This is a genomic window from Vogesella oryzagri (genome assembly GCF_040148885.1).
GTDB lineage: Bacteria > Pseudomonadota > Gammaproteobacteria > Burkholderiales > Chromobacteriaceae > Vogesella > Vogesella oryzagri.
Genome location: NZ_JBEFLD010000003.1, coordinates 463250 through 488763 on the forward strand (window position 1 = coordinate 463250; position 25514 = coordinate 488763).

Annotated in this window: 29 protein-coding genes; 24 read left to right on the forward strand and 5 right to left on the reverse strand. The window is 61.9% G+C overall.

Annotated features, from left to right (window positions below; all coding sequences use genetic code 11):
* The first annotated feature begins 110 nt into the window (after positions 1 to 110).
* The 4 genes from ABNW52_RS07375 to ABNW52_RS07390 all read left to right on the forward strand — a co-directional run bounded on the left by ABNW52_RS07375 (position 111) and on the right by ABNW52_RS07390 (position 3110).
* Positions 111 to 1448: a ferredoxin reductase family protein gene (locus ABNW52_RS07375; RefSeq protein ID WP_349585920.1), complete on the forward strand. Its 1338-nt coding sequence runs from the start codon at positions 111 to 113 to the stop codon at positions 1446 to 1448.
* A gap of 56 nt (positions 1449 to 1504) precedes the next feature.
* Entirely contained in the window at positions 1505 to 1804 is a 300-nt protein-coding gene (locus ABNW52_RS07380; RefSeq protein WP_349585922.1) for a DUF3861 domain-containing protein, read from the forward strand.
* 127 nt (positions 1805 to 1931) lie between these two features.
* On the forward strand, positions 1932 to 2204 hold the full coding sequence (locus ABNW52_RS07385) for a DUF4242 domain-containing protein (RefSeq protein WP_349585923.1): 273 nt from the start codon (positions 1932 to 1934) through the stop codon (positions 2202 to 2204).
* 339 nt (positions 2205 to 2543) lie between these two features.
* Positions 2544 to 3110 (forward strand): hypothetical protein, encoded by a 567-nt coding sequence (locus ABNW52_RS07390; protein WP_349585925.1) that lies wholly within the window; start codon positions 2544 to 2546, stop codon positions 3108 to 3110.
* Between the two features lie 101 nt (positions 3111 to 3211).
* Here ABNW52_RS07390 and ABNW52_RS07395 read toward each other — a convergent pair whose 3' ends face one another.
* The 5 genes from ABNW52_RS07395 to ABNW52_RS07415 form a co-directional block, all read right to left on the reverse strand.
* Positions 3212 to 3739, reverse strand: a complete 528-nt coding sequence (locus ABNW52_RS07395; RefSeq protein ID WP_349585926.1) for an NUDIX hydrolase — start codon at positions 3737 to 3739, stop codon at positions 3212 to 3214.
* A gap of 247 nt (positions 3740 to 3986) precedes the next feature.
* Complete coding sequence (locus tag ABNW52_RS07400; RefSeq protein WP_349585928.1) at positions 3987 to 5615, reverse strand: methyl-accepting chemotaxis protein; 1629 nt, start codon at positions 5613 to 5615, stop codon at positions 3987 to 3989.
* A gap of 209 nt (positions 5616 to 5824) precedes the next feature.
* On the reverse strand, positions 5825 to 6613 hold the full coding sequence (gene nudC / locus ABNW52_RS07405; RefSeq protein WP_349585930.1) for an NAD(+) diphosphatase: 789 nt from the start codon (positions 6611 to 6613) through the stop codon (positions 5825 to 5827).
* A 31-nt stretch (positions 6614 to 6644) separates the two neighbouring features.
* Positions 6645 to 7364, reverse strand: a complete 720-nt coding sequence (locus tag ABNW52_RS07410; protein WP_349585932.1) for an ATP-binding cassette domain-containing protein — start codon at positions 7362 to 7364, stop codon at positions 6645 to 6647.
* Positions 7365 to 7476: 112 nt separating this feature from the next.
* Positions 7477 to 8508, reverse strand: a complete 1032-nt coding sequence (locus tag ABNW52_RS07415) for an NAD(P)H-dependent flavin oxidoreductase (RefSeq protein ID WP_349585934.1) — start codon at positions 8506 to 8508, stop codon at positions 7477 to 7479.
* A gap of 38 nt (positions 8509 to 8546) precedes the next feature.
* Here ABNW52_RS07415 and ABNW52_RS07420 point away from each other — a divergent pair, with 38 nt between their 5' ends.
* The 20 genes from ABNW52_RS07420 (at position 8547) to ABNW52_RS07515 (ending at position 25463) form a co-directional block, all read left to right on the forward strand.
* Positions 8547 to 8771 (forward strand): hypothetical protein, encoded by a 225-nt coding sequence (locus tag ABNW52_RS07420; protein ID WP_349585936.1) that lies wholly within the window; start codon positions 8547 to 8549, stop codon positions 8769 to 8771.
* Positions 8772 to 8904: 133 nt separating this feature from the next.
* Entirely contained in the window at positions 8905 to 9633 is a 729-nt protein-coding gene (gene rpsB, locus ABNW52_RS07425; protein ID WP_349585938.1) for a 30S ribosomal protein S2, read from the forward strand.
* 73 nt (positions 9634 to 9706) lie between these two features.
* Positions 9707 to 10573, forward strand: a complete 867-nt coding sequence (gene tsf / locus ABNW52_RS07430; protein ID WP_349585940.1) for a translation elongation factor Ts — start codon at positions 9707 to 9709, stop codon at positions 10571 to 10573.
* A gap of 88 nt (positions 10574 to 10661) precedes the next feature.
* Positions 10662 to 11381 (forward strand): UMP kinase, encoded by a 720-nt coding sequence (pyrH, locus tag ABNW52_RS07435; protein ID WP_349585941.1) that lies wholly within the window; start codon positions 10662 to 10664, stop codon positions 11379 to 11381.
* Positions 11382 to 11457: 76 nt separating this feature from the next.
* Positions 11458 to 12015 (forward strand): ribosome recycling factor, encoded by a 558-nt coding sequence (gene frr / locus ABNW52_RS07440; protein WP_349585943.1) that lies wholly within the window; start codon positions 11458 to 11460, stop codon positions 12013 to 12015.
* 10 nt (positions 12016 to 12025) lie between these two features.
* On the forward strand, positions 12026 to 12775 hold the full coding sequence (locus ABNW52_RS07445) for an isoprenyl transferase (protein ID WP_349585945.1): 750 nt from the start codon (positions 12026 to 12028) through the stop codon (positions 12773 to 12775).
* Between the two features lie 3 nt (positions 12776 to 12778).
* Positions 12779 to 13594, forward strand: a complete 816-nt coding sequence (locus tag ABNW52_RS07450) for a phosphatidate cytidylyltransferase (protein ID WP_349585947.1) — start codon at positions 12779 to 12781, stop codon at positions 13592 to 13594.
* Between the two features lie 23 nt (positions 13595 to 13617).
* Positions 13618 to 14796, forward strand: a complete 1179-nt coding sequence (gene ispC, locus ABNW52_RS07455) for a 1-deoxy-D-xylulose-5-phosphate reductoisomerase (RefSeq protein WP_349585948.1) — start codon at positions 13618 to 13620, stop codon at positions 14794 to 14796.
* Positions 14793 to 16130 carry an RIP metalloprotease RseP gene (gene rseP, locus ABNW52_RS07460; RefSeq protein WP_349585950.1) on the forward strand — a complete coding sequence of 446 codons (1338 nt, stop codon included), beginning with the start codon at positions 14793 to 14795 and terminating at the stop codon, positions 16128 to 16130. Before ispC ends, rseP begins: the two co-directional genes overlap by 4 nt.
* 10 nt (positions 16131 to 16140) lie before the next feature.
* Entirely contained in the window at positions 16141 to 18435 is a 2295-nt protein-coding gene (gene bamA / locus ABNW52_RS07465) for an outer membrane protein assembly factor BamA (protein ID WP_349585951.1), read from the forward strand.
* A 9-nt stretch (positions 18436 to 18444) separates the two neighbouring features.
* Positions 18445 to 18936: an OmpH/Skp family outer membrane protein gene (locus ABNW52_RS07470; RefSeq protein ID WP_349585952.1), complete on the forward strand. Its 492-nt coding sequence runs from the start codon at positions 18445 to 18447 to the stop codon at positions 18934 to 18936.
* Positions 18937 to 18996: 60 nt separating this feature from the next.
* Positions 18997 to 20040, forward strand: a complete 1044-nt coding sequence (gene lpxD, locus ABNW52_RS07475) for a UDP-3-O-(3-hydroxymyristoyl)glucosamine N-acyltransferase (RefSeq protein WP_349585953.1) — start codon at positions 18997 to 18999, stop codon at positions 20038 to 20040.
* The gene (gene fabZ / locus ABNW52_RS07480; RefSeq protein ID WP_349585954.1) at positions 20037 to 20510 is read left to right on the forward strand and encodes a 3-hydroxyacyl-ACP dehydratase FabZ; all 474 of its coding nucleotides are present in this window, start codon (positions 20037 to 20039) and stop codon (positions 20508 to 20510) included. Before lpxD ends, fabZ begins: the two co-directional genes overlap by 4 nt.
* Before the next feature lie 2 nt (positions 20511 to 20512).
* Entirely contained in the window at positions 20513 to 21286 is a 774-nt protein-coding gene (gene lpxA / locus ABNW52_RS07485; RefSeq protein ID WP_349585956.1) for an acyl-ACP--UDP-N-acetylglucosamine O-acyltransferase, read from the forward strand.
* A gap of 3 nt (positions 21287 to 21289) precedes the next feature.
* On the forward strand, positions 21290 to 22459 hold the full coding sequence (gene lpxB / locus ABNW52_RS07490; RefSeq protein ID WP_349585958.1) for a lipid-A-disaccharide synthase: 1170 nt from the start codon (positions 21290 to 21292) through the stop codon (positions 22457 to 22459).
* Entirely contained in the window at positions 22453 to 23037 is a 585-nt protein-coding gene (gene rnhB, locus ABNW52_RS07495) for a ribonuclease HII (RefSeq protein ID WP_349585960.1), read from the forward strand. The genes lpxB and rnhB overlap by 7 nt, the downstream gene beginning before the upstream one ends.
* A 105-nt stretch (positions 23038 to 23142) precedes the next feature.
* Positions 23143 to 23625 (forward strand): DNA-deoxyinosine glycosylase, encoded by a 483-nt coding sequence (locus ABNW52_RS07500; RefSeq protein ID WP_349585961.1) that lies wholly within the window; start codon positions 23143 to 23145, stop codon positions 23623 to 23625.
* Between the two features lie 24 nt (positions 23626 to 23649).
* On the forward strand, positions 23650 to 23844 hold the full coding sequence (locus tag ABNW52_RS07505; RefSeq protein WP_349585963.1) for a hypothetical protein: 195 nt from the start codon (positions 23650 to 23652) through the stop codon (positions 23842 to 23844).
* Positions 23845 to 23931: 87 nt separating this feature from the next.
* Complete coding sequence (locus ABNW52_RS07510; protein ID WP_349585965.1) at positions 23932 to 25119, forward strand: molybdopterin molybdotransferase MoeA; 1188 nt, start codon at positions 23932 to 23934, stop codon at positions 25117 to 25119.
* The gene (locus ABNW52_RS07515) at positions 25116 to 25463 is read left to right on the forward strand and encodes a 2Fe-2S iron-sulfur cluster-binding protein (protein WP_349585967.1); all 348 of its coding nucleotides are present in this window, start codon (positions 25116 to 25118) and stop codon (positions 25461 to 25463) included. Before ABNW52_RS07510 ends, ABNW52_RS07515 begins: the two co-directional genes overlap by 4 nt.
* Positions 25464 to 25514: the final 51 nt, after the last annotated feature.

Sequence of the window (25514 nt, forward strand, 5' to 3'; positions counted from 1 at the left end):
ATTTGTTAAGGGCGGCGGCAAGATGTTAACGGGTGTGTAGTTATCTTGCGAGAAAGATATGTGGCGATTAGGCTGCCACCATTCGGATTAGTGTTCGCAAGGTGACTGACATGCGCAAGATCACATGGTTTTTCTGGGGCACGCTGGCCCTGGTTTCGCTGCTTTGGCTGGCCAGCAACCCCGCCACCCTGGGCGGGCAGCCCAATTTCATCGCCTGGCGCAATGTCCTGATCCAGTACAGCGGCGTGCTGGGCATGACAGTGATGAGCGTCGCCATGTTGCTGGCGATGCGGCCAACCCGGCTGGAAGGCCGCCTGGGCGGGCTGGACAAAATGTACCGGCTGCACAAATGGTTGGGTATCGCCGGCCTGGTGTTATCGCTCAGCCACTGGCTGCTGGCGAAAGGCCCCAAGTGGCTGTCGGCACTTGGGCTGCTCAGTGGTGGCCGGCCACGCCGGGCGCCGCTGCACTTGGTGGACGGCAGCCTGCAACAGCTGTTCATGCAGCTGCGCCACACCGCGGAAAGCCTGGGTGAGTGGGCGTTTTACGCCGCCGCGGCGCTGATGGTGGTGGCGTTGATCAAGCTGGTGCCGTACCGCCGCTTTGCCCAATTGCACCGTCTGCTGCCGCTTGCCTACCTGGTGCTGGTGTTCCATGCCGTGGTGCTGCTGCAGTTCGGCAACTGGGCGACACCGACCGGTTGGTTGCTGGCAATGCTGATGGCGGCGGGCAGCGTGTCCGCCATCCTGTCGCTGGCGCGCCGTCACCGCGGCCAGCCGCGCACCGCCGGCCGGATCAGTGCCGTAAGCTATCAGCCGGAACTCAAGGTGCTGGCGGTCGACTTGCAGCTGGAGCAGGCCTGGCCGGGGCATCAAGCCGGGCAGTTTGCCTTTGTCACCTTTAACCCGCAGGAAGGGGCGCACCCGTTTACGCTGGCCTCGGCCTGGCAGGGCGATGGCCATGTGCGGCTGTTGATCAAGGCGCTGGGCGACTACACCCGGACCTTGCCGCACAAGCTGGCGGCGGGTGATGCGGTGCAGCTGGAAGGCCCGTATGGCCGCTTTACTTTCGACAGTGCCGGCCCGCGCCAGATCTGGATCAGCGGCGGCATCGGGGTGACGCCGTTCGTGGCCAGAATGCAGGCGCTGGCCGCCCGGCCAGCCGGGCAGCAGATCGATTTTTTCCACGCCAGCAGCGACTACGACGCCGACATCATGGCCCGCCTGGCCGCCGATGCCCGTGCCGCCGGGGTGGATCTGCATCTATTGTGCCAGCCACACGATGGCCGGCTGGATGTCGAGCGCCTGACCCGCACCGTACCGGACTGGCGTGAAGCCGATATCTGGTTCTGCGGCCCGGTGGACTTTGGCCAGCAGTTGCGCGACAGGTTGCTGGCGCTGGGCCTGCCTGCGGCACGCTTCCATCAGGAGCTGTTCCAGATGCGTTAACCCTTGCCGCCGGGCGTGTGTCGCCTGGTTGCCACCCTCCACACATGGATACCGTCATGAAACAACATCGCTATCGCCTTACCGTAGAACACCTCGCCACCGCCAACGGTGAGCCTTCCGCTTACGATGCGCCACTGCAGTTTGAAGCGGGCAACCATGACGACCTGTTCCAGATCGCGCAGCGCCTGCGGCAGCGTAGCGATCTGGCCGGCATCAATACCGACGCGTTCGCCATCGGCCTGAAGCTGTTTGGTGAAGTGATGCTGGAACACAAGGAGCACCCGCTGTTTGCCGAGTTCCGGCCGCACTTTGGTGCGTTCATGAAACAGCTGAAAAAAGGCCCGCAAGCCGACTGAGGCTGCGGCCAACGTTGGCCGCAGGCCGGTGGCAAATCGGCCGCAATATTGTGGCCGCAGGCAGCTATGCTGAGCACAGGCGCTGCGGGTGCAGTCGCCAGTGGTGTTGATTCAGCAGGAGATTGTCATGCCGAAGTATGTGATTGAACGGGAAATACCGGGCGCGGGCAAACTGACCGCGGCAGAGCTGCAGGGCATCTCGGCCAAATCCTGCGGGGTGCTGCAAGAGCTGGGGCCGAGCGTGCAGTGGCTGGAAAGCTATGTCACCGACGACAAGGTGTACTGCGTCTACATCGCCCCCAGCGAGGAGTTGGTGCGGGAACACGCTCGCAAGGGCGGCTTTCCGGCCGACCGGGTGTCGCAGGTCCGCACGATGATAGACCCCACGACGGCCGAGTAAGCACCCGGCTTGGGTGCCCATCGTGTTGCCCGCCGAAGGCCCTGCTGATGCAGGGCCTTCGCCATTGCGGCTGCCGGCTTGCGGCGCCGGCGGCCAGGGTTGGCCGCAGCTGTGGCGCCGGCGACAGGTGCACTTCACCGCCGGCGGCGGCTGGTTGCAGTTGCAGGGGCGTTGCCTACACTTAAGGCGCACTTGCTGCGGTTTCGCGCCTTCCGTTTTCAGCTCCCGGCTGCCAGCTAGCGAAGGCAAGAGCCGTGCACTGTTCTCTTACAATCCAGGTGTTCCACACAGTCGTGCCGGCAGCCGGGGAGACACCCGTTGAATCGCAAAGGAGTGATCATGTCGACACCGGCTTTGACACACCGCTGTCTGGCCATTGCCCTGGGGTTGGCCGCCATTGTCCATCTGCCTGCCGCTTTTGCCTCGCCGCCTGGCGACAAGCAAATGATCAAGAGTGCCATGAGAGCGGCGCCGCGCAAGGTTGCCGCCAGCGCCAGCATTGTCACGATGGAGGCGGACGGCAAGATGCGCATGCTGCGCCAGGGCAGCAACGGCTTTACCTGCATGCCGGACAACCCGGCTACCCCGGGACAGGATCCGATGTGTATGGACATGGCCGCCATGAGCTGGGCCATGGCCTGGATCGGCCACACCACGCCGCCGCCCGGCAAGATAGGCTTCATGTATATGCTGTCCGGCGGCACCGATGCCAGCAATACCGATCCCTATGCCAGCAAGCCGGATGCGCAGAATCACTGGGTGAAAACCGGGCCGCACGTGATGATTGTCGGGGCGGAGCAGGCCTTCTATGACTTGTATCCCAAGGATGCCACGCCGGATACCGCGGTACCGTACGTGATGTGGCCGGGCACGCCGTATCAGCACCTGATGATTCCGGTGAAGTAACCGCAGGCATCGCCACCGGGCATGCAGAAGGCGCCCGCGCATTGAGCAGTAGTTGGCTGCGTCAATGTGCGGGCGCCTCTCTATTGGGCAGTGCTGGCGGGCTATTGCAGCTGGCCGTTGTCCAGCGCCTGGGCGATGAGTTTCAGCAGCACCGTCTCGCGCACGATAGACAGCCCCATGCCGGGCGCACCGCGCTGCAGCACCGCCTCGTTGTGGGCAATGGCAGCATCCACGTCCAGCCAGCGCACTTCCATGCGGTTCTTGATCTCGTAGGCCTCCATCTGCGGTGCGGCCAACGTTGCCGCGATCTGGCACACATAGCAATACGACAGCATGTGCAGCACGTCGTAATCACCGCGCGGCGGGCGGAATTCGTCGATCAACCCGAATGGCCGCTGGATGTTGACCTCGCGCGCGCCGGTTTCTTCCGCCAGTTCGCGCGCCAGTGCCAGCGAGTGGTCCTCATCGGCCTCTACGCCGCCGCCGGGCAGGCTGTAGTCGTCGTAACGGCCGGTGTACAGCAACAGCAGCTCGCGCCCGCGCGCCACGATGCCGCGTACCGCCTGTCGCTGCTGCACCCGGGCGCTGGCGCTGGGCTGCAGGTGATAAATGGTTTGCAGGTGGTGCATGTCCGGTCTCTCCCAACAAGGCACTTGTTTTTGCCGGCGCGGCCGGGCGGCGTCAAGCAACAAATTGTACGGCGGGGCTCAGGCGCGGCGACTTGGTGCGCTCGTCGCAACCGGGTGCCGGCTGCTGTTACCAGCATGCGATGGTGCCGGTGGCGCATCGCGCTGCGAGAGCTTGGTGGCGCCGTGCTCGCGCGGACATGAAAAAGCCGCTGCACGGGCAGCGGCTTGGCAGGGCGCCGGTTTGCGCTCAGGTAGTCTGGAAGCGGCGGAAGCTGCGGCTGATTTCCTCGGTCAGCTCGCTCATGCGTGCCGCCGCGCTGGCGGCTTCGTTGGCCGCATCACGGTTGCGTTGGGCGATGGAGGTGATGCGCTGTACCTCGCGCGATACCTGTTCGCCGGAGCGTGCCTGCTCGGACAGCGCGCTGGCGATGCCTTGCACGCTCTGGCCCACGTTGTCGGTGCCGTTCTGGATGGCCACAATGGATTGCCCGGCCAGCTGGCCCTGGGTGGCGCTGGTGTGGGCGCGCTCCACCGACTGATTCATGGCTTCCACTGCCTGCTGCGCGCTGATGCGGATGGCGCCGATCATGGCGGCGATCTCGCCGGTAGCCTTGGTGGTGCGCTCGGCCAGCTTGCGCACTTCGTCGGCCACCACGGCAAAGCCGCGGCCCTGTTCGCCGGCGCGGGCGGCTTCGATGGCGGCGTTCAGTGCCAGCAGGTTGGTCTGGTCGGCAACGTCACGAATCACCGACACGATGTTGTCGATGGTCTGCGATTGACGCCCCAGCTCGTTAATGCTGCCGGACGTTTCCTTGATCAGGCTGCTGATGGCATCCATCTCGCGTACCGCGCCCTTGATCACTTCCACGCCCTGCTGCGCTTCGCCGCTGGCGGAGCGGGCGGCCGCTTCGGTGTCGTCGGCGCTGCGATGCAGCTCCTGCACGCCGACGGCCATCTGCTGGATCACGACGACCATGTCGTCGGCGGCGCGGTTCTGTTCTTCCGAGCGCGTCATCAGCCGCTGCATGGTGTTTTGCAGTTCGCCGGAGGCGGCGGCGCTTTCCTGCACGCTGCGCTCCACGGTGTGCAGCGCGTCGTTCAGTTCCTTGGTCATGCGCGACAGGTTGTACAGCAGCGAGCTGTTGTCACCCTTGCGGATTTTGACTTCCACGCCCAGGTTGCCGTGGGCGATTTCCTTCATCACGTTGGCCGCATAGTCCGGCTCGCCACCCAGTTGACGGGTGAGGGTGCGGGCAATCAGCAACGCCACGAAGATGCTGGCGCCCACGCTCACCACGATCGCCAGTAGCGATGCCACCATGGTGTCGCGCAGGGTGCTGGTGGTGCTGGATTTCTGCTCTTCCATCACCTTGGTGTGGTAGGCGATCAGCTTGTCCAGCTGGATGCCCAGCAGCTTCTCCTGCGGTTCCAGTTTTTCGCTGACGATGATGGAAGCATCCCATTTCTGGCGGGTGATCATCGGCAGCAGCTTGTCGACCAGGGCGGTGAATTCGCCCAGCGATTTGCCGATCTTGCCGACCAGTTCCACTTCGGACGCATCGCGGGAAATGGCTTTCATCTGGTCATACTGGGTGCGTGCAACCGTCACCGAGTTTTTCAGAATGGTCATCTTTTCTTCCACCAGCTTGTCGTCGCTTTCCAGCAGGATGGTGCGGGCGGCGTTGGTGGAGGCCAGCAGGGCCCCGCTGAGGGTGCGGGAGTTCTGGATTACGGGAATGCGGTATTCCACCAGTTCGGAGACCCGGGACTGGATGGTGGTCAGGCGATAGAGGGTGAATGCCGAACCGAGAACCAGCAGCAGAATGACAGCGCCAAAGCCTAAACCCAGGCGCTGTGCCAGTGAGAGTTTCCCCATAGTTGTTTTTCCTTGCTGAAGTACTTTGTAGGTTGGGTGGGCGCCAGCTTGATGTTGAACTTTAAAATGTGCTGGTCGTTTTATATGTCGGTCGATAGTAAAGCGTGAACGTGGTTTGTTGAAGTGTTAACGCGGACAGGGCCAGTGCGTATTTTTATCTGGAACCAGCCGTGCAACACATGCCCGACTGCAGCGGGGCCGGGCGGGGCTCAGCGCGGGGTTTGTTGCAGGCTGGTCAGGTGGTCCAGCAGCAGGAAATGGGCAATCGAGCGCGGCGGCGGGGTGAGCGGCAGCTGGTCGATATCGAACCAGGCGGCGTCCTCAATCTCGCCGGGTTGCGGGGTGATGTCACCACTGTCGTACTCGGCCACGAACGCCAGCATCAGCGAATGTGGGAACGGCCAGGACTGCGAGCGCATGTAACGCAGCGAGCGCAGGCGCACGCCGACTTCTTCGAACGCCTCGCGGTGTACGCACTCTTCCACGCTTTCACCAGCCTCGACAAAGCCCGCCAGCGCGCTGTACATGCCCGGCGCGAATTGCGGGCTGCGTGCCAGCAGCACTTCGCGGCCACGGTAGATCAGTACCATCATCGCCGGCGATAGCCGCGGGTAGTACAGTTCGCCACAGCTGGGGCAGTGCTTGCCGTGGTCGTGGGCGTTGGCGAGTAGCGGCCCGGCGCAGGCGCCGCAGTAGCGGTGGGTTTGCTCGAAACGGCGCAGTTGCGCGGCACGCGCCAGTAGCGGGGTGTAATCGGCCGGCAGGGTCAGTAGCGCCTGGCGCAGGCTGACCTGTTGCCAGTTGGCTGGTGCCGGGCCCAGCAATTCGGTGGCGAACAGGTTGGCCGCCGTGTTGTGGCCGATGTAGCGGGCACCGGTGTGTTGCGCGGGGGCGGTGTCCGGCAGTTGCTCGGCGGCAAGGTACAGGCCGTTGCCATCGAAAACGCACCACTGGATCGGAAGCTGCGGGTCTGGGCTGGTGGGAAGGTTGAGGCTCATGGCAAGGCCGTGGGTGTGGAGTGGCTTGATTCTACGCCGAGCGTCTGGCGTGCTCCAAGCATCCTCCGGCGGCTATTGTGCCGGTGCCCGGGGTGCTGGCTGTGCGGCACGCCGGTGGCAGTGCACCGCGGTTCAGGTCGATCAGCCAGTCGGCGTGCTGGTGTGCCAGAGTTTGATCCTGCAGGGTAATCACAATGGTGCGGCCGGTGATGGCCAGGCGCTGCAGCTGTTGTAGTAGCAGCTGTCGCTGCTGGCATGCCAGGCTGGCGGCGGGTTCGTCCAGCAGCACGATCGGGGCGGTGCTGGCCAGGCAGCGGGCAAGGGTAGCCAGTTGCTGTTCCGCCGCAGTCAGTTGGCAGAAGCGTTGTGTGGCAAGGTGGCTCAGCCCGAATTCACGCAGCAGCTGATTGACGATGTGCAGGTCGTGCTCGTTGCCGCGCAGCCACCAACTGTGGCGCGGCAGCCGTCCCTGCAGTGCATGGCGACGCAACTGCTGTCGGCAATGACTGTCGCCACTTTGCTGGCCGCAGGCCAGGCGTTGCAGCTTGTCGGGGCAGGCGGGCTGGCCGAATAGTTGGCCGCAGATGTCGCCGCTGTGGCCGGACAAGGCGGCGAGCAGCTGCTGGCGCTCGGTGGGGTGTCCACCGGTAATGATGCTCAGCCGGTTGGCGGGAATGCGCAGCGGTATGGCCAGCGCATTGCGGTTCCCTGTGGTGGGGGTGTGCTGCAAGTCGTAGGCTGGCCATAGCATTGGGACGATCCTCCAGTAAAAAGCGCAACCGGAGGGGTGCGCTAGGTTGCTTGCATCATCGCAAATTTTCATCAAATGATAATTGTTTGCATTTGAGTTGGCAATGACGATGTCAGAGTGTGGGCAGGCTGGCGTGGCATTGTCGCGCCTCGTCTTCCAGGCGTTGGAACAGCTCGGCCACGCTGGGTACGTCATCAATCAGTCCCTGCACCTGGCCAATGAGTTGCACACCGCGCTGGTGATCGCCATCCTCGATCGCCAGGCGAATGGATTCGGTGGCGGCACCAAACTGCGCTAGTTGGCGCAATTGCTGCGGCGCGCGCAGCAGGCCGCCCAGCACTACCTTCATTAGCGGCATATGCATGCGACGTGCCGCACCGGCGGCTCGCCAGGCCGCTTGCAGCAGCCCCAGCGGTTTGCGGGTGGCGCGGCGGGCGGTGGGGGTGTCCATCACCCGACACCACAGGCCGTCAAAATTTTTCGAATATAGGGTGTCGGCTACCGTGCGCTGGCGAATCATGTCCTTGGTGTGCTGGTGTACCGGGCTTTCGCGAGTCATGGCAAGCCGGGTGCCCATGGCGATGGCGTCGGCGCCCAGTGCCAGTGCGGCCAGCAGCCCCTGGCCATTGCCGAAGCCGCCGGCGGCAATGATTGGCAGGTCGGTGAGGCGGCGGATGGCCGGGATCAGTACTAGTGAGGTTACTTCGCCGCCATGTGCAGCTGCTTCATGGCCGGTAACCAGCAGTGCATCCACGCCAACGTTGGCCGCAGACTGGGCGTGCTTTTCGGTAACCACGGTGGCGATGACCTTGCCGCCATAGGCATGCGCCCGTTGCACGATCCAGTCACCTTTGCCGAGCGAAAAATTGATTACCGGCACCTGCTCCTGCAGGGCGACTTCGGCGTTTTCCCGTGCGCCCGGCATCATCAGGGTGCAGCCGATGCCGAATGGTTTGTCGGTCAGCGTGCGAATGTGGCGGATGGCTTGGCGGGTTTGTTCGGGGGTGAGCGGCCCGGTGGCGAGGATGCCCAGGCCGCCGGCATTGCTGGTGGCGGCCACCAGTTCCGGGGTGGCGATATAGCTCATGCCGGGGCAGAGCAGCGGCCTGGCGATGCCAAATGCCTGGGTGAAACGGGTTTGCATGTGGTCAGCCCTGTGTTGTGCGTTGTAGTGCGCTATTCTTGTCGCAATTCTCGATAAATTTCAAACGGTTGTTTGATATGTACTTGGTGCTGATAGGCTGGTTGTACTTTGTATTGATGCTGGCGGTAGGGCAGAACTCCGCCGTGCAGTCGTTTCTGGTCTTACTGCTGCTGGGTTTCTTGCCCACCTGGCTGGTGGTGTGGATTGCCATGCGCAAGCATCGGCAACGCATTCGCGACCGTGGAGAGCAGGATGGGGCTTGAGCAGGGGTTTGCGCTGATGCTACAATTGCGAGTTCCCTCAATTTCGGGGGAAATTACGCACATCCGTACGCAATAGGGTGCCCGCAAGGGTTGACTGTACGGATGGAGGCTTAACCCTTTTGGAGATTAAAGAATGTCCACCAATGTGACCATGCGTCAAATGCTTGAGGCCGGCGTACACTTCGGCCACCAAACCCGCTTCTGGAACCCGAAGATGGCTCAGTACATCTTTGGCAGCCGCAACAAGATTCACATCATCAACCTGGAAAAAACCCTGCCGCTGTTCGTGCAGGCTCAGGATTATGTGCGTCGTCTGGCTGCCAACAAGGGTACCGTTCTGTTCGTGGGTACCAAGCGTCAGGCGCGTGAGATCGTCCGCGAAGAAGCCAGCCGTGCTGGCGTTCCGTTCGTGGATCATCGCTGGTTGGGCGGCATGCTGACCAACTACAAGACCGTGAAGCAGTCCATCAAGCGTCTTGAAGACAAGCGTGCCCAGCTCGAAGCTGGCGATCAGTCCGGTTTCAACAAGAAAGAACTGCTGGATATGCAGCGCGAAGTTGAAAAACTCGAGCGCTCGCTGGGTGGTATCAAGGATATGAAAGGTCTGCCGGACGCGATCTTCGTTATCGATACCGGCTACCAGAAAGGTACCATCGTTGAAGCCAAGAAACTGGGTATCCCGGTTATCGGTGTGGTTGATACCAACAACTCGCCGGAAGGCATTGACTACGTAATTCCGGGTAACGATGACTCCAGCCGTGCCATCCGTCTGTACGCTCGCGGCATCGCCGACGCCGTGCTGGAAGGCCGTGCGCAGTCGCTGCAGGAAATCGTAGCTGCTGCTGAAGCAGCCGCCGAGTAAGCACTTGGCGAAAAGGGGCGAAAGCCCCTTTTTTTAAATCCTCCGGAACGTATTTATTTTTAAGGAGTTAGTCATGGCGGAAATCACCGCAAAGATGGTATCCGACCTGCGCGTTGCGACTGGTCTGGGCATGATGGAGTGCAAAAAGGCATTGGTTGAAGCTGACGGCGACGCTGCCAAGGCTGAAGAAATCCTGCGCATCAAGTCCGGCAACAAGGCTTCCAAGATGGCTGGCCGTGTCGCTGCAGAAGGTATCATCGGTTCTTTCGTGGCTGGTGGCGTTGGTGCCCTGGTAGAAGTGAACTGCGAAACTGACTTCGTAGCCAAAGACCCGACCTTCATCGCCCTGGCTGCCGCAGCTGCCAAAGCAGTTGTTGCGGCCAACCCGGCTGATGTTGAAGCCCTGGCTGCCGTTGAAGTTGACGGCCAGTCGGTGGAAGAAACCCGCAAGGCAGCCATTGCCAAGCTGGGCGAGAACATGACTATCCGTCGTTTCGTTCGTTACGAAACCGACGGTGCCATCGCTACCTACCTGCACGGTGCCAAGATCGGCGTGATCGTTGATTACAAGGGCGAAGAGCAAGTGGGCAAGGATGTGGCCATGCACATTGCCGCTTCCAAGCCGATCTGCGTTTCCAAGGCTGAAGTTCCGGCTGAAACCCTGGAACAAGAGCGCAAGATCTACACTGCTCAGGCTGCCGAATCCGGCAAGCCGGCTGACATCGTTGCCAAGATGGTTGAAGGCCGCGTGAACAAGTTCCTGGCGGAAGTGACCCTGGTTGGTCAGCCGTTCGTCAAGAACCCGGACGTGACCGTTGAAAAGCTGCTGGCTGAAAAATCCGCTTCCGTGAAAGCATTCGCCATGTTCGTGGTGGGTGAGGGCATCGAGAAGAAGGTTGTAGACTACGCTGCTGAAGTGGCTGCTGCTGCCAAGCTGTAATTCGTAGTCACGTTGTACCAAGAACGGCACCCTGCAAAACAGGGTGCCGTTTCGCAAACAGAATTCAAACCTATTGCCAGAGGTAATCATGAGCCAAGTTCCCGCGTACAAGCGCATCCTGCTGAAATTGTCCGGCGAAGCCCTGATGGGTGATGACAGCTACGGGATTAACCGCAACACGATCGAGCAGATCGTGGCTCAGATCAAGGATGTGGTGGATCTGGGCGTGCAAGTCGGCATCGTGATTGGTGGTGGCAACATTTTCCGTGGCGTAGCACCGGCCGCTTCCGGCATGGATCGCGCTACCGCAGATTACATGGGCATGATGGCGACGGTGATGAATGCACTGGCGCTGAAAGATGCCATGACCAAGGCCGGCCTGATTGCCCGTGTGCAATCCGCGCTGACCATGCAGCAGATTGCCGAGCCGTATGTGCGCGGCAAGGCGATGCAGTATCTGGAAGAAGGTAAGGTAGTGATCTTTGCTGCCGGCACTGGCAACCCGTTCTTTACCACCGATACCGCAGCAGCGTTGCGCGGCATGGAAATGAACGTGGACATCATGCTGAAGGCCACCAAGGTGGATGGCGTCTACACCGATGATCCGAAAAAGAACCCGGATGCCGTTCGCTACCAGACACTGACGTTCGACGAAGCCATTTCGCGCAACCTGAAGGTAATGGATGCCACTGCCTTCGCGTTGTGTCGTGACCAGCACCTGAATATCAAGGTATTCAGCATTTTCAAGCAGGGCGCGCTGACCCGTGTCGTGCTTGGCGAAGACGAAGGCACGCTGGTACACTGCTGATTTAGTGATTCCACATAGGCGGAAACGGCGCAAAGCCGCTTTCCGCCTTGTTTTTCAGAATGCAACGGGAGTAATCATGATCAATGACGTAAAGAAGTCGGCCGAGCAGCGCATGCAGAAATCGCTCGAAACCTTCAAGACCGACCTGTCCAAAGTGCGTACCGGTCGTGCCCACACCGGCCTGCTGGACCATGTCATGGTTGACTATTACGGCAGCGATGTGCCGGTTAACCAGGTAGCCAACGTTACCCTGATCGACGCGCGTACCATTGGTGTGCAGCCGTGGGAAAAAAACATGGCTGCCAAGGTGGAAAAGGCCATTCGCGATAGCGATCTGGGTCTGAATCCGTCTTCGATGGGCGAGCTGATCCGTGTGCCGATGCCGGCACTGACCGAAGAGCGTCGCAAGGATCTGATCAAAGTGGTGCGCAGCGAGGCCGAAGGCGCGCGCGTGTCGATCCGCAACGTCCGTCGCGACTGCAACAACGATCTCAAGAACCTGATCAAGGACAAAGAGATTACCGAGGACGAAGAGCGCCGCGGCCAGGACGAAGTGCAGAAGCTGACAGACAAGTTCATTGCCGAAGTCGACAAGGCTCTGGCGGCCAAAGAAGCCGAACTGATGGCCGTGTAAGGAGCATTGCGTGTTTGCAAGTTCCACGCAAGCAGTGCCGGAGGTGCAGTCTGTGCCCCGGCACATTGCCATCATCATGGATGGTAACGGCCGCTGGGCGAAAAAACGGCTGTTGCCGCGTGTGGCTGGCCATAAGCGCGGCCTCGATGCGGTGCGCGACACCGTAAAAACCTGTATCGATCTGGGGGTTGGTTACCTGACCTTGTTCGCGTTTTCTACCGAAAACTGGCGGCGCCCGGCCGATGAGGTCAATTTCCTGATGGAATTGTTCTTTGTTGCTCTCGATCGGGAGGTTGAGCGCCTGCACCAGAACAATATTCAGCTGCGTGTCATCGGAGCGCGCGAGCGTTTCTCTGCCGCAATCTGTCAGCGTATCGATGCCGCCGAAGCCAAAACCGCGGCCAATAGTGGTCTGGTGCTGACCATTGCCGCCGATTATGGTGGTCGCTGGGATGTGCTGCAGGCCGTCAATCGTCTGCACACCGCCGGTGTGCAGGAGATCGATGAGGCCAGTCTTGCGGCCAACCTGTCGATGGCTTACGCGCCAGAACCGGACCTGTTCATTCGTACCGGCGGCGAGCAGCGCATCAGCAATTTTCTGCTGTGGCAGCTGGCTTATGCCGAACTCTATTTCACCGATCTCTTGTGGCCGGACTTCGGCAAGGAAGCGCTGGACGCCGCATTGTCTTCCTTCCGCAGCCGTGAGCGCCGTTTTGGCCGCACCAGTGAACAATTGCCGCAAGCCCATCGCCGAGGCTGATCCATGCTGATAACCCGCGTCATTACGGCGTTGCTGCTGTTGCCCATCATGCTGGGCGCAGTGTTCTACTTTTCCGCGCCGCTGTGGGCTGCATTTGCCTGGCTGGTTATCGGCTTGGCGCTGTGGGAGTTCACGCGCATGGCCGGCATCAAAGGTTGGCCGCAGGCTGGCTATCTGGCACTCAGCTCGTTACTGGCCGTGGGTTTCTGGCAGTTGCCGATGCCGGGGCAGGCATCGCTGGCGCACGCACTGCTGTTGCTGGCATTGCCGGTATGGCTGCTGCTGGCGCCGTTGTGGCTGGTGCGACGCTGGCCGTTGCCGGGGGGCATGAAAGCCATGTTGCTGGGCTGGCTGCTGATGTTTCCTGCCTGGCTGGGGTTTCTGGCCTGGCGCCCGGATGGTACGGCTGCCAGCGCCACGCAATTGCTGGCGGTGATGGGCCTGGTGTGGGTGGCGGACATCGCCGCCTATTTTGCCGGCAAGGCTTTCGGTCGTCGCAAGCTGGCGCCGGCCATCAGTCCAGGTAAGAGCTGGGAAGGTGTTGTCGGCGCCGTGCTGGCGGTGGCGGGCTATGTCTGGCTGGTGTTGCAACTGGGTTGGCTGCAACTCGACCTGCCTCTGGCTGGTTTATTACTGCTGGCGCTGGGCCTGACGGCGGTGAGTGTGGTGGGGGATCTGCTGGAGTCGTGGTTCAAGCGCAGTGCCGGCATCAAGGACAGCAGTAATCTGCTGCCCGGTCATGGCGGCGTCTATGACCGCATCGATAGTCTGATTGCTGTGCTGGCCGTGTCGGCCGCCTTGCAGCGCCTGTTTGCCTGAGCACTTTTTGTCCTAAGGTCTTCATGACGATCCAAAAAATCACGGTTCTGGGGTCGACCGGCAGCATCGGCGGTAGCACGCTGGATGTCGTGGCGATGCACCCGGAGCGCTATCAAGTTTATGCGCTGGCAGCCAACAGCCAGGTCGACAAGCTGTTCGAGCAGTGTCAGCGTTTTCAGCCGGCGTTCGCGGCGCTGGTGGATGCCGCCGCTGCCGCGCAGTTGCGCAACCGTCTGGCCGCCGCCGGCAGTCATACCGAAGTATTGCACGGTGTTGCGGCACTGGAGGCTGTTGCGACTGCCGCTGACGTGGACATGGTGATGGCGGCGATTGTTGGGGCGGCAGGTCTGCGGCCAACCATTGCTGCCGCACTGGCCGGCAAGCGCATCCTGCTGGCCAACAAGGAGTCGCTGGTGGTGGCCGGCGAGCTGTTCATGCAAGCCGTGCGTCGTGGCGGCGCCGAGCTGCTGCCGGTGGATAGCGAGCACAACGCCCTGTTTCAATCGCTGCCAGCCGGATTTGCCGGCGATCTTGCCGCGGCGGGTATTGAAGAGCTGATTCTGACCGCCTCCGGCGGGCCGTTCCGCCAGCACACGCTGGAACAATTGCAACAGGTCACCGCCGACGACGCCTGCCGTCACCCCAACTGGGTAATGGGGCGCAAGATCTCGGTGGATTCCGCCTCGCTGATGAACAAGGGGCTGGAAGTGATCGAGGCGCACTGGCTGTTCGCCACGCCGGCCGAGCGCATCAAGGTGGTGGTGCATCCGCAGAGCGTGATCCACTCCATGGTGCGTTACCACGATGGCTCGGTGATTGCCCAGCTGGGCACGCCGGACATGCGCACGCCGATTGCCTACGCAATGGCCTGGCCGCAGCGCATCACCGCGCCGGTGGCGCCGCTGGATTTCACGACCCTGTCCGCGCTCACTTTCGAGCAGCCTGACCTGCAGCGCTTCCCCTGTCTGCGACTGGCATTCGACTGCCTGCGCACCGGCGGCGACGCCTCGGCGGTGCTCAATGCGGCCAACGAAGTGGCGGTGGCCGCCTTCCTGGCGGGTCGTATCGCCTTCCTGCAGATTCCGCAGCTGATTGAGCGCGCGCTGGAGCAGGGTGATCTCACGCTGAGTACGGATCTGGATTCTTTGCTGGAGAAAGATGCCATGGTACGCGACACGGTTCAGGGCTGGATTGCCGGATGACGATCCTGGCCTTTCTGCTGGTCATCGGCGTACTGGTGACCTTCCACGAATTCGGCCACTTTATTGCCGCCCGTGCCTGCGGCGTCAAGGTGCTGACTTTTTCCATCGGCTTTGGCCGCAAGCTGGTTTCCTGGCAGCGTGGTGATACCGAGTGGCGTATTGCCCTGGTGCCGCTGGGTGGCTTCGTGCGCATGCTGGATTCGCGCGAGGGCGAGGTGCCGGAGGCGGATCGCGCCCGGGCTTTCGATGCGCGCCCGGTATGGCAGCGCATGATCGTGGTGGTGGCTGGCCCGCTGGCCAATCTGCTACTGGCGGTATTGCTGTTCTCCTGGACCATGTCTGGTGCGCAGACCACGCTACAGCCGCTGGTGGGTACCGTGGTTGCGCAGACTGCTGCTGCTGCAGCCGGCCTGCAAACCGGCGACCGGGTGCTGGCAGTGAATGGTCGTGCGGTGACAGACTGGAGCGAGTTGCGTGGCAGCATCGCCGATGTGATTGCCGATGGCGACACCCCGCAGCTGCGCGTGCAGCGCCAGCAGCGACAACTCTCGCTGTCACTGGATTTGCAGCGTTTCAATCTGCAAACGCTGGATCAGCACACGTTTGCCAAGCTGGGCCTGATGCCGGTACGTTACCTGCCCCAGGTGGGCGCGGTGCTGCCGAACGGCGCCGCGGCGCGCGCGGGGCTGAAGGCCGATGACCGCTTGCTGCAGGTGGATGGCAAGCCGATCGGTAGCTGGGAGGCCTGGGTGGCCTGGGTGCAGAACCATCCGGGCAAGACCATGCGGCTGCAAGTGCAGCGTGGTACGCAGCTGCTGTCGTTATCGCTGCGGCCGGATGCAGTCGAGCAGGATGGGCAGCAGGTTGGCCGCATAGGGGTTGCCCCCGCACTGGACATGTCATGGCAGCAGCTGCTGCTGCAAACCAAGCAGGTTGGGGCCGTCGATGCCATTGCCGCCGCGGTGCAGCGTACCGCCGATTTGAGTGGCAGTACCTTGCGCATGATGCTGGCGATGTTTGGCGGTACCGTATCGCTGGATGCCTTGAGCGGCCCGCTGACCATTGCCGAGTATGCTGGTAAGAGTGCGGATGCCGGTTTTGACGCATTACTGGAATTCATGGCGCTAATCAGTGTCAGTCTGGGCGTGTTCAATCTGCTACCCATACCGGTATTGGATGGTGGGCACTTGCTGTATCATGTCGTCGAACTGATTCGGGGGCGGCCGCTCCCGGAGCGTGCTTATGAAGTCGGTCAGCGCTTGGGGATGGCATTCATCATGACTGTCATGCTGCTGGCCCTATTCAACGACTTCGCCCGGCTGCTGGCCCAATAGGGAAAACTAGATGAATAAACGTTTTATTGCCGCTGCTGTTTCCGCCGTTCTCATGTCGCCAGTGTGGGCGGCTGATGGTTTTGTCATTAAAGATATTCGAGTTGAAGGCCTGCAGCGTACCGAGGCCGGTACCGTCTTCAATTACCTGCCCCTGAAAGTGGGCGACAGTTTCAGCGATGAAAAGGCATCTGCCGCGATCAAGGCACTGTTTGCTACCGGTTTTTTCAATGATGTGCGTGTCGAGACCGACGGTGATGTCGTGGTGCTGTCGGTTAGCGAGCGCCCGATTATTTCGCGGCTGGGTATCAGCGGCGCCAAAGAGTTCAACAAGGAGCAGCTGATCAAGGCGCTGAAGGACAACGGCTTGGCCGAGTCGCGCATCTTTGATCAGGGTCTGCTGGACCAAGCGGTACAGGAGCTGAAGCGGCAGTACTTCAGCAAAGGCAAGTATTCGGTCGAGATCATCCCGCAGATCACCAAGCTGGATCGCAACCGTCTGGCCATCACGCTGGACATCGTCGAAGGCGTAACCGCCAAGATCAACAGCATCCACATTGTAGGTGCCCGTCACTTTGCCGAAGCCGATCTGCTGGATGAGTTCGCGCTGACGACTTCCGGTTATATGACCTGGCTGTCCAAGTCGGATCAGTATTCGCGCCAGCAGCTCTCGGCCGATCTGGAAAAGCTGCGTGCTTTCTACCTGAACCAGGGTTTTGCCGAATTCAACATCGACTCCACCCAGGTGTCGATCAGTGCCGATAAAAAAGAAGTTTACCTGACCATCAATATCACCGAAGGCCAGCAGTACAAGGTGTCCGAGGTGCGGCTGGCGGGTGATCTGAAAGTCCCGGAAGCCGAGCTGAAGAAACTGCTGACGGTTACGCCGGGGGTGTTGTTCAATCGCGAGAAAGTCAACGAGTCGGTTGCCGCGCTGTCCGATCGCCTGGGGGCGGAAGGCTATGCGTTTGCCAACGTGAACGTCACGCCGGAATTCGACAAGGAAAAGCAGAGCCTGGTGCTGACCTTCTTTGTCGATCCGGGTCGTCTGACCACGGTACGTCGCGTCAGTATCGCGGGTAATGCCCGCACCCGCGATGAAGTGATTCGTCGCGAGCTGCGTCAGCTGGAAAGCGCACAATACAATGGCGCCGCGGTAAAACGCAGCAAGGAGCGTCTGGAGCTGCTGGGCTATTTCGAGTCGGTGGAGGTTGAAACGCCGCCTGTAGCCGACACGCCGGACCAGGTCGACATGCTGGTGAACGTGAAAGAGCGTTCGACCGGTTCCATTCAGGCCGGTATCGGTTATGCGCAGGATGATGGCCTGCAGCTGTCCGCTTCGGTGTCGCAGTCCAACGTGCTGGGTTCCGGTAAATCGGCGTCTGTCAACTTCAACCAGGGCAAGTCGTCCAAGGTGTATGCGGTGTCGTTTACCGATCCGTACTACACCCCGGATGGCATCAGCATTGGTTATGACGTGTACCACCGCATTAGCACGCCGTACAACTCCAACACTTCTAGTTACGACCTGTACAAGAATGCCACTACCGGCGCGATGATGCGCTTCGGGGTGCCGGTGACCGAGTATGATCGCATCAACTTCGGCCTGGGGGCGGAATTCAGCAACCTGACCCTGGGCGATGACAGCCCAGATCAGTATCAGGAGTTCGTGGCTGACAACGGCGCGCGTAACACCACTTTCCTGGCCACTGCAGGCTGGTCGCGGGATACCCGCGACAGTGCCTTGTGGCCGACCCGTGGCAACAGCATGAGCGTCAACGTCAACATGGGGCTGCCGGGTGGCGACTTGCAGTACTACCGCGTTACGCACAGCGAGAGCTGGTTCTGGCCGGTATCGAAGAACTTCACCTTCGCCTTGAGCGGTGATGTCGGCTTTGCCAACAGCTATGGCCAGACCAAGCGCCTGCCGTTCTTCCAGAATTTCTACGTAGGTGGTATCGGCTCGGTGCGCGGCTACGACAGCGGCAGCCTGGGTCTGCGCGATTCCGATGGCGATGCGCTGGGCGGTACCCGCAAGATGAGTGGCTCCGCCGAGTTGCTGTTCCCATTCCCGGGTATGCGTGACAACCGCAGCCTGCGTGCCAGCGTATTCTTTGACGCCGGCACGGTGTGGGATGACAAGGACACCTCGGTGACGGCAACCGATGCGCTGCGCTACTCCACCGGTGTGGGGCTGGCGTGGTTGTCGCCCATCGGGCCGATGAAGTTCAGCTACGCGTTCCCGCTTGGCAAGAAAGAGGGCGATGACGTGCAGCGCTTCCAGTTCCTGCTGGGCCAGACCTTCTAAGGACTGCCGATGAAACCCGTTTTTTATAAAGGCCTGCTGTGTACCCTGCTGGCGCTGGCTGGCTCGGTACAGGCGGCCGATCTGAAGATTGGCTACATCAATACCGAGCGTGTTTATCGGGAAGCGGCGCCGGCTGTCATCGCACAGAAAAAACTGGAAAAAGAGTTTGCTGTGCGTGAGCAGGAGTTGAAGCGCCTTGCCGCTCGCGGCAAGGAGCTGGAAGCACTGATTGCCCGCAATCGCAACAACGAATCCGAGCGCAAGGCGCAGGAACGTGAACTGGCTTCGGTGGAGCGTGAGTATCAGGCCAAGACCCGCGATTTTCGCGATGACCTGAACCAGCGTCGCAACGAGGAATTTGCCGCGGTGCAGGAGCGGGCCAACCGCATTATCCGGCAGATGGCAGAGCGCGAGCAGTTCGACCTGATACTGCAGGATGCGGTGTATGTCAGCCCCAAGCTCGATATCACGCCAAGAGTGCTCAAGGAGCTGGAGAAGTAAACGCCAGCCGCCAGGAAACCCGAAGCCGACAGCCGTCGGCTTCATTGTTGATGACAACCGATGAAACTTTCCCAAATTGTCGCCGCGCTGGGCGGTGAGCTGCGCGGCGAAGACCGTGAGATCAGCCGCCTGGCCCCGATGGGCGAGGCGACGGCGCAGGAAATCACCTTTCTTGCCAATCCCAAGTTCCGCAGCCAGCTGGCCACAGCCAATGCCGGGGCGATCATCGTCAAGCCGGCACTGGCCGACGAGGCCACGGCCGTAGGGCGCAGCCTGATTCTGGTGGCCGATCCGTATCTGTATTTTGCCAAGGTCGCCACGCTGTTCAATCCGCCGGCTGTGGCACAGGCCGGGGTGCACCAACGCGCGGTGATCGGCGAGGGCGCGCGCATCGCCGCCAGTGCCGAAGTGCGGGAACTGGTCAGCGTTGGCCGCAACGTGGTGATCGGCGAGCGCTGCATCCTGCATCCGGGCGTGGTGCTGGGCGACGACGTAGTGCTGGGCGACGATGTGGTGCTGTACCCCAATGTCACCATCTACCACGGCTGCCGCCTGGGCAACCGCGTCGGCGTGCATAGCGGCACGGTGATCGGCGCCGACGGTTTCGGCCTGGCCTGGGCTGGCGATCGCTGGTTCAAGATTCCGCAGACCGGCCGCGTGATCATCGAGGACGATGTGGAAATCGGTGCCAATACCACCATCGACCGTGGCGCACTGACCGATACCATCATTCGTCAGGATGCCAAGATCGACAATCTGGTGCAGGTGGCGCATAACGTGGAAATCGGCGCCCATACCGCCATTGCCGGTTGTGCCGGCATCGCCGGCAGCACCAAGATCGGCGCCAATTGCACCATCGGCGGCGCGGCGATGATGGTCGGCCATATCGAAATTGCCGACCGTACCCATATCGGCGGTGGCACGCTGGTATCCAAATCCATTCGCAACGCCGACAACTACGCGTCGTCGTTCCCGCTTTCCACTTATAAAGACTGGCTGACCAATGCTTCGCATCTACGGCACCTGGATCAGCTGGTCACCCGTGTCAAACAACTTGAAAAAGCACTGAAAGAAGTGCAACAGAACAAGGACGTACAAGCATGACCGACGCAGTTAACAACACCGAAAACGCCGCAGTACACATCGACGTGCGCGAGATCATGAGCTATCTGCCGCACCGCTACCCGTTCCTGCTGGTCGACCGTGTCACCGAATTCGTGGCCGACACCCGCATCAAGGCGCTGAAGAATGTCACCATCAATGAGCCGTTCTTCATGGGCCACTTCGAGCAGTATCCGGTAATGCCGGGCGTGCTGATCATCGAAGCGCTGGCGCAGGCCGCCGGTATTCTGGCGATCAAGAGCCAGGGTCAGCGCGCCGACAATGAGCTGTATTTCTTTGTCGGTATCGACAACGCCCGCTTCAAGCGCCAAGTGGTGCCGGGCGATCAACTGGTATTCGAGGTGGAAACCATCACCGTCAAGCGCGGCATCGGCAAGTACAGCGCCCGCGCGCTGGTGGACGGCCAGGTAGCCTGCGAAGCCGTGATCATGTGTGCTAAACGCGAGGTGTAAGCATGGCCATTCATCCGACCGCCATTATCGCGGACGGCGCACAGATTGCGCCGGACGTGGAAATTGGTGCTTACAGCATTATCGGTGCCAATGTCAGCATCGGCAGCGGCACCTGGGTTGGCCCGCATGTGGTGATTGAAGGCCATACCAGCATTGGCAAGAACAACCGCATTTTTCAGTTCTGCTCGCTGGGTGCTATGCCGCAGGACAAGAAGTATGCCGGCGAGCCGACGCGACTGGAGATTGGCGACAACAACACCATCCGCGAATTCTGCAGCTTCAATATTGGTACCGCGCAGGATGGCGGCGTGACCCGCATCGGCAACGACAACTGGATCATGGCCTATGTCCATCTGGCGCACGATTGCCAGGTGGGCAACCACACTATCTTCGCCAACAACGCCACGTTGGCCGGCCACGTGCACGTGGGCGACTGGGTGATTCTGGGCGGCTTCACCAGCGTGCACCAGTTCTGCCATATCGGCGCCCATGCCATGACCGCGTTCTCCAGCGCCGTGGCGCAGGATGTGCCGCCGTACGTGATGGCGCATGGAAACCGCGCCGTGCCGTCCGGCATCAACGCCGAGGGCCTGAAGCGCCGTGGCTTTGTCCCGGAGCAGATCCGCAATATCCGCAATGCCTACAAGTCGCTGTACCGCAAGGGTCTGTCGTTCGATGAGGCCAAGGCAGAAATCACTGCCGCCGCAGCTGGCAGTGCCGAGCTCGACTTGTTCGTGCAATTTTTCGAGACAGCCAACCGCGGCATCATCCGTTAATCCATGACTGCAAAGCTGTTTACCCGCCCGGGCGCACTCAAGGTGGCGATGGTCGCCGGCGAGGCCTCGGGCGATCTGTTGGGCGCGCACCTGATGGATGCGCTGCGCCATGCACATCCGCATATCGAGTTTGCAGGCATCGGCGGCCCACGCATGCTGGCGCGCGGTTTTCATAGCCAGGTGGCACAGGAGAAGCTGGCGGTACGCGGCTATCTGGAAGTGCTGAAAAGCCTGCCGTCGCTGCTGCGCATCCGTCGCCAGTTACGCAAGACCCTGATTGCCGAGCGGCCGGACGTGTTTGTCGGCATCGACGCGCCGGACTTCAATCTGGGGCTGGAAAAAAGCCTGCGCCAGGCCGGCTTGCGTACCGTGCATTACGTCAGTCCGTCGGTATGGGCGTGGCGGCCGGAGCGGGTGAGTAAGATCGGCGAATCGGCCGACCTGGTGCTGTGCCTGTTCCCGATGGAAAAACCGCTGTACGACGCCGCCGGTGTGCACGCGACCTTTATCGGCCATCCGCTGGCCAGCGAGATTCCGTTTACGCCGGACCGTGACGCCATGCGCGAACAGCTGGGACTGCGCAAGCAGGGGCCGGTGTTTGCCTTGCTGCCGGGCAGTCGCCGCAGCGAGCTGGAGTTCATGGGCGGGCTGTATATCGAGGTGGCGCGCAAGCTGCTGCAGGACTATCCGGACGCCCAGTTCCTGGTGCCGCTGGCCACGCGGCCAACCCTGGACCAGTTCGACCAGCTGCTTACCCGTCACAAGGCCTGGGACTTGCCGATCCGCAAGCTGATCGGTCATGCGCAGATGGCGATGATCGCCGCCGACGTGGTGCTGGTCACCAGTGGCACCGCTACGCTGGAAGTGGCGCTGACCAAGCGGCCGATGGTGATCAGCTACAAGTTGTCGTGGCTGACCTACCAGCTGGTGAAGCGCAAGCTCAAGCTGCCGTATGTCGGTTTGCCCAATGTGCTGGCCGGCCGTTTCGTGGTACCGGAGCTGCTGCAAAAGGATGCCACGGTAGAGAAGCTGGCCGCAGCCGTCAGCAAACTGTACCAGGACCAGGATAGCCGCCAGGAAATCATCACCACCTTTGAGCGCATGCACGAAGTACTGAAGCAGGACTCCGCCAAGTTGGCCGCACGCGCGGTGCTGCGGGTGGCGCGATGCTGATCTGCGGTGTGGACGAAGCCGGCCGCGGCCCGCTGGTCGGTGCCGTTTACACTGCGGCGGTGATTCTGGACCCGGCGCAGCCGATTGCCGGCCTGGCCGACTCCAAAGTGCTTAGCGAGGCGAAGCGCGAGGCGCTGGCGCTGGAGATTCGCGCCAAGGCACTGGCCTGGTTTATCGCCAGGGCCGATGCGGACGAGATCGACCAGCGCAATATCTTCCAGGCCACCATGCTGGCGATGGTGCGCGCGGTCGACGGGTTGGCCATGGTGCCGGACAAGGTGCTGATCGACGGCAACAAGATTCCCAAGACCCTGCGCCTGCCGGCCGAGGCCATCGTCAAGGGCGATGCCAAGGTGGCGGAAATCTCCGCCGCATCGATCCTGGCCAAGACCGCGCGCGATGCCGAGATGATCGCGCTGGACCGCGAGTATCCACAGTACGGTTTTGCCCGCCACAAGGGCTACCCAACCCCTGAGCACCTGGCTGCCATCGTGGCGCACGGCGTGCTGCCACAGCATCGGCGCAGCTTTGCCCCGGTGCGGGCGCAGCTGGCGGCGCAGCAGGGCAGCCTGTTTTAACTTTGACGGCCGTGGGGTTCGCGGTGTACGGCGCACGCGACGCTCGCCAGGCTGGCGGGCCGCGTCGCGGGCATCGCGTTCTGGCGCTGGCATAGATGACACTTCATGCGTAAATCCAGTTTTCCGCCGGTGGTGGCTGCGGATACCCGCTTGCTGATCCTCGGCTCGCTGCCGGGCGAGGCGTCGCTGCAGGCCGGACAGTACTACGCCCATCCACGCAACCAGTTCTGGCGGCTGATGGCGGTGGTAACCGGGCGGGATCTGCCGGCGCTCGACTACCCGCAAAGGTTGGCCGCACTGCAAGCCAGTGGCGTGGGGCTGTGGGATGTGGTGGCCGACGCGCAGCGCAGCGGTAGCCTGGACAGCGATATCCGCGATGCACGTTACAACCCGCTACTGGCATTGCTGGCCGAACTGCCGGCACTGCGGGGTGTGGCGTTCAACGGCAAGACCGCCGGCAAGGCGGCGCCGCAGCTGGCCGGCTGTGGCGTGGAGCTGCTGGTGCTGCCGTCGTCCAGCCCGGCGCTGACCACGGCATTTGATAAAAAACTTGAAGAATGGCAGCGACTTGTCCGATATATCAGCTAATCGCCGACTACGGACTGCCGCCACATGAATCGCTACTGCATCTGGTTTGTTACCGCCGATGATCCGGCTACTCGCCGCGCCGAGGTCAGCCTGGCCGGCACGCTGCACAGTCACCAGGTGCTGGATGACATCGAACAGCGGCTGGCGGCGCAGCTGCGCCTGCCGCGTATCATGATTACCCACTGGCAGCGCTTCGAAGATCCGCCGTACGGCGGTTGAGTCCAACTGGCTCCTGCTTCCGGCGTATGCCGCATCGGCGCATCCTGTGCGAAGATGGGGCTTTACTTTTTGCCGCCGAATCCTGCCATGCAAAGCGTTGACCAAACCCGCGACTGGCTGCTGTCCCAGGCCCGTCCGCTCCACAATACCGAAACCGTTTCCCTGCTGGATGCCGTTGGCCGCGTGCTGGCTGCCGACGTGGTGGCCACGCTGGACGTGCCGCCGCATGACAACAGCGCCATGGATGGCTATGCCGTGCGCGCTGCCGATGCGGCCAACCTTCTGCCGGTAAGCCAGCGCATTCCCGCCGGTAGCCAGCCGCAGCCGCTGGTCGCTGACAGTGCCGCGCGCATCTTCACCGGTGCGCCGATTCCCGCCGATGCTAATGCGGTGGTGATGCAGGAGCAGGCCGAAGTGCAGGACGACGGCAGCGTGCGCTTCACTGCGCCGGTCGCTGCCGGGCAGAACATCCGTCGCCGCGGCGAAGACATCGCCAGTGGCCAGGTGGTGCTGGCGGCCGGGCAGCGGCTGCGCGATGCCGACATCGGCCTGGCGGCGTCCATCGGGGTGCCGGCGCTGCAAGTGCAACGTCAGCTACGGGTGGCGGTGTTCTTCACCGGCGACGAGCTGGTGGAGCCGGGCCAGCCACTGCCGGCAGGCAAGATCTACAACTCTAACCGCTACTGGCTGGTGCCGGCGCTGCGCCAGCTGGGCTGTCAGGTAATCGATCTGGGCATCGTGCCGGATACGCTGGACGCCACCCGCGCCGCGTTGCGCGAAGCGGCCGCGGCTGCCGATGTGGTGATGACCTGCGGCGGGGTGTCGGTGGGTGAAGAGGACCACGTCAAGGCGGCGGTTGAGGCCGAGGGCGAGTTGCAGCTGTGGAAGATCGCCATCAAGCCGGGCAAGCCTTTGGCCAGCGGCCGGGTGGGAGAGGCCGACTTCATCGGCCTGCCGGGCAACCCGGTGTCTGGCTACGTGACTTATGCAGTGCTGGTGCGCGATTTTCTGCGTGCGCGCATGGGCGAGGCGGTGCAAGGTTGGCCGCAGGCGCAGCAGTTGCCGGCGGCGTTCGAATGGAACAAGCCGGATGCCAAGCGCGAGGAGTTCCTGCGCGTGCAGCTGCGTGAGCAGGGCGGGCAACTGGTGGTGAGCCGCTATCCGAATCAGGGTTCCGGTGTGCTGACCTCCTGTGCCTGGGCCGATGCGCTGGTGCGCTTGCAGCCGGGGCAGCGCGTGGCGGTGGGCGATCTGGTGACGGTTTATCCGCTGTGAGCCGGCTGAGCTTCTGGCGCGGCGATGCGCTGCTGGCGCAGATCGACGACGCGCAGCCCGGCGACATGCTGCTGGATGTGGCGCGCTTTCACGAGGTGCCATTGCACTGGCGCTGCGGGCAGGGTACATGCGGCACCTGCGCGGTGCGTATCCGCCATGCCGCACAGCCGCGCGAGGTGAAGGTTGGCCGCAAGGAGCGCAATGTGTTGCTACGCGCCGGCCTGATCGACGCCGTGCTGGCGGCACAGGACACCTGGTTGGATACCGACTGCACGCCGCGACTGGCCTGCCATCTGCCGCTGGAAGAAATGGATTGGCAAGTGCTGCTGCCGGACGATAATTAGCTGACGACGCGCTTGCACAAACCGCGGGGCCGCGTACAATGCGCGGCTCTT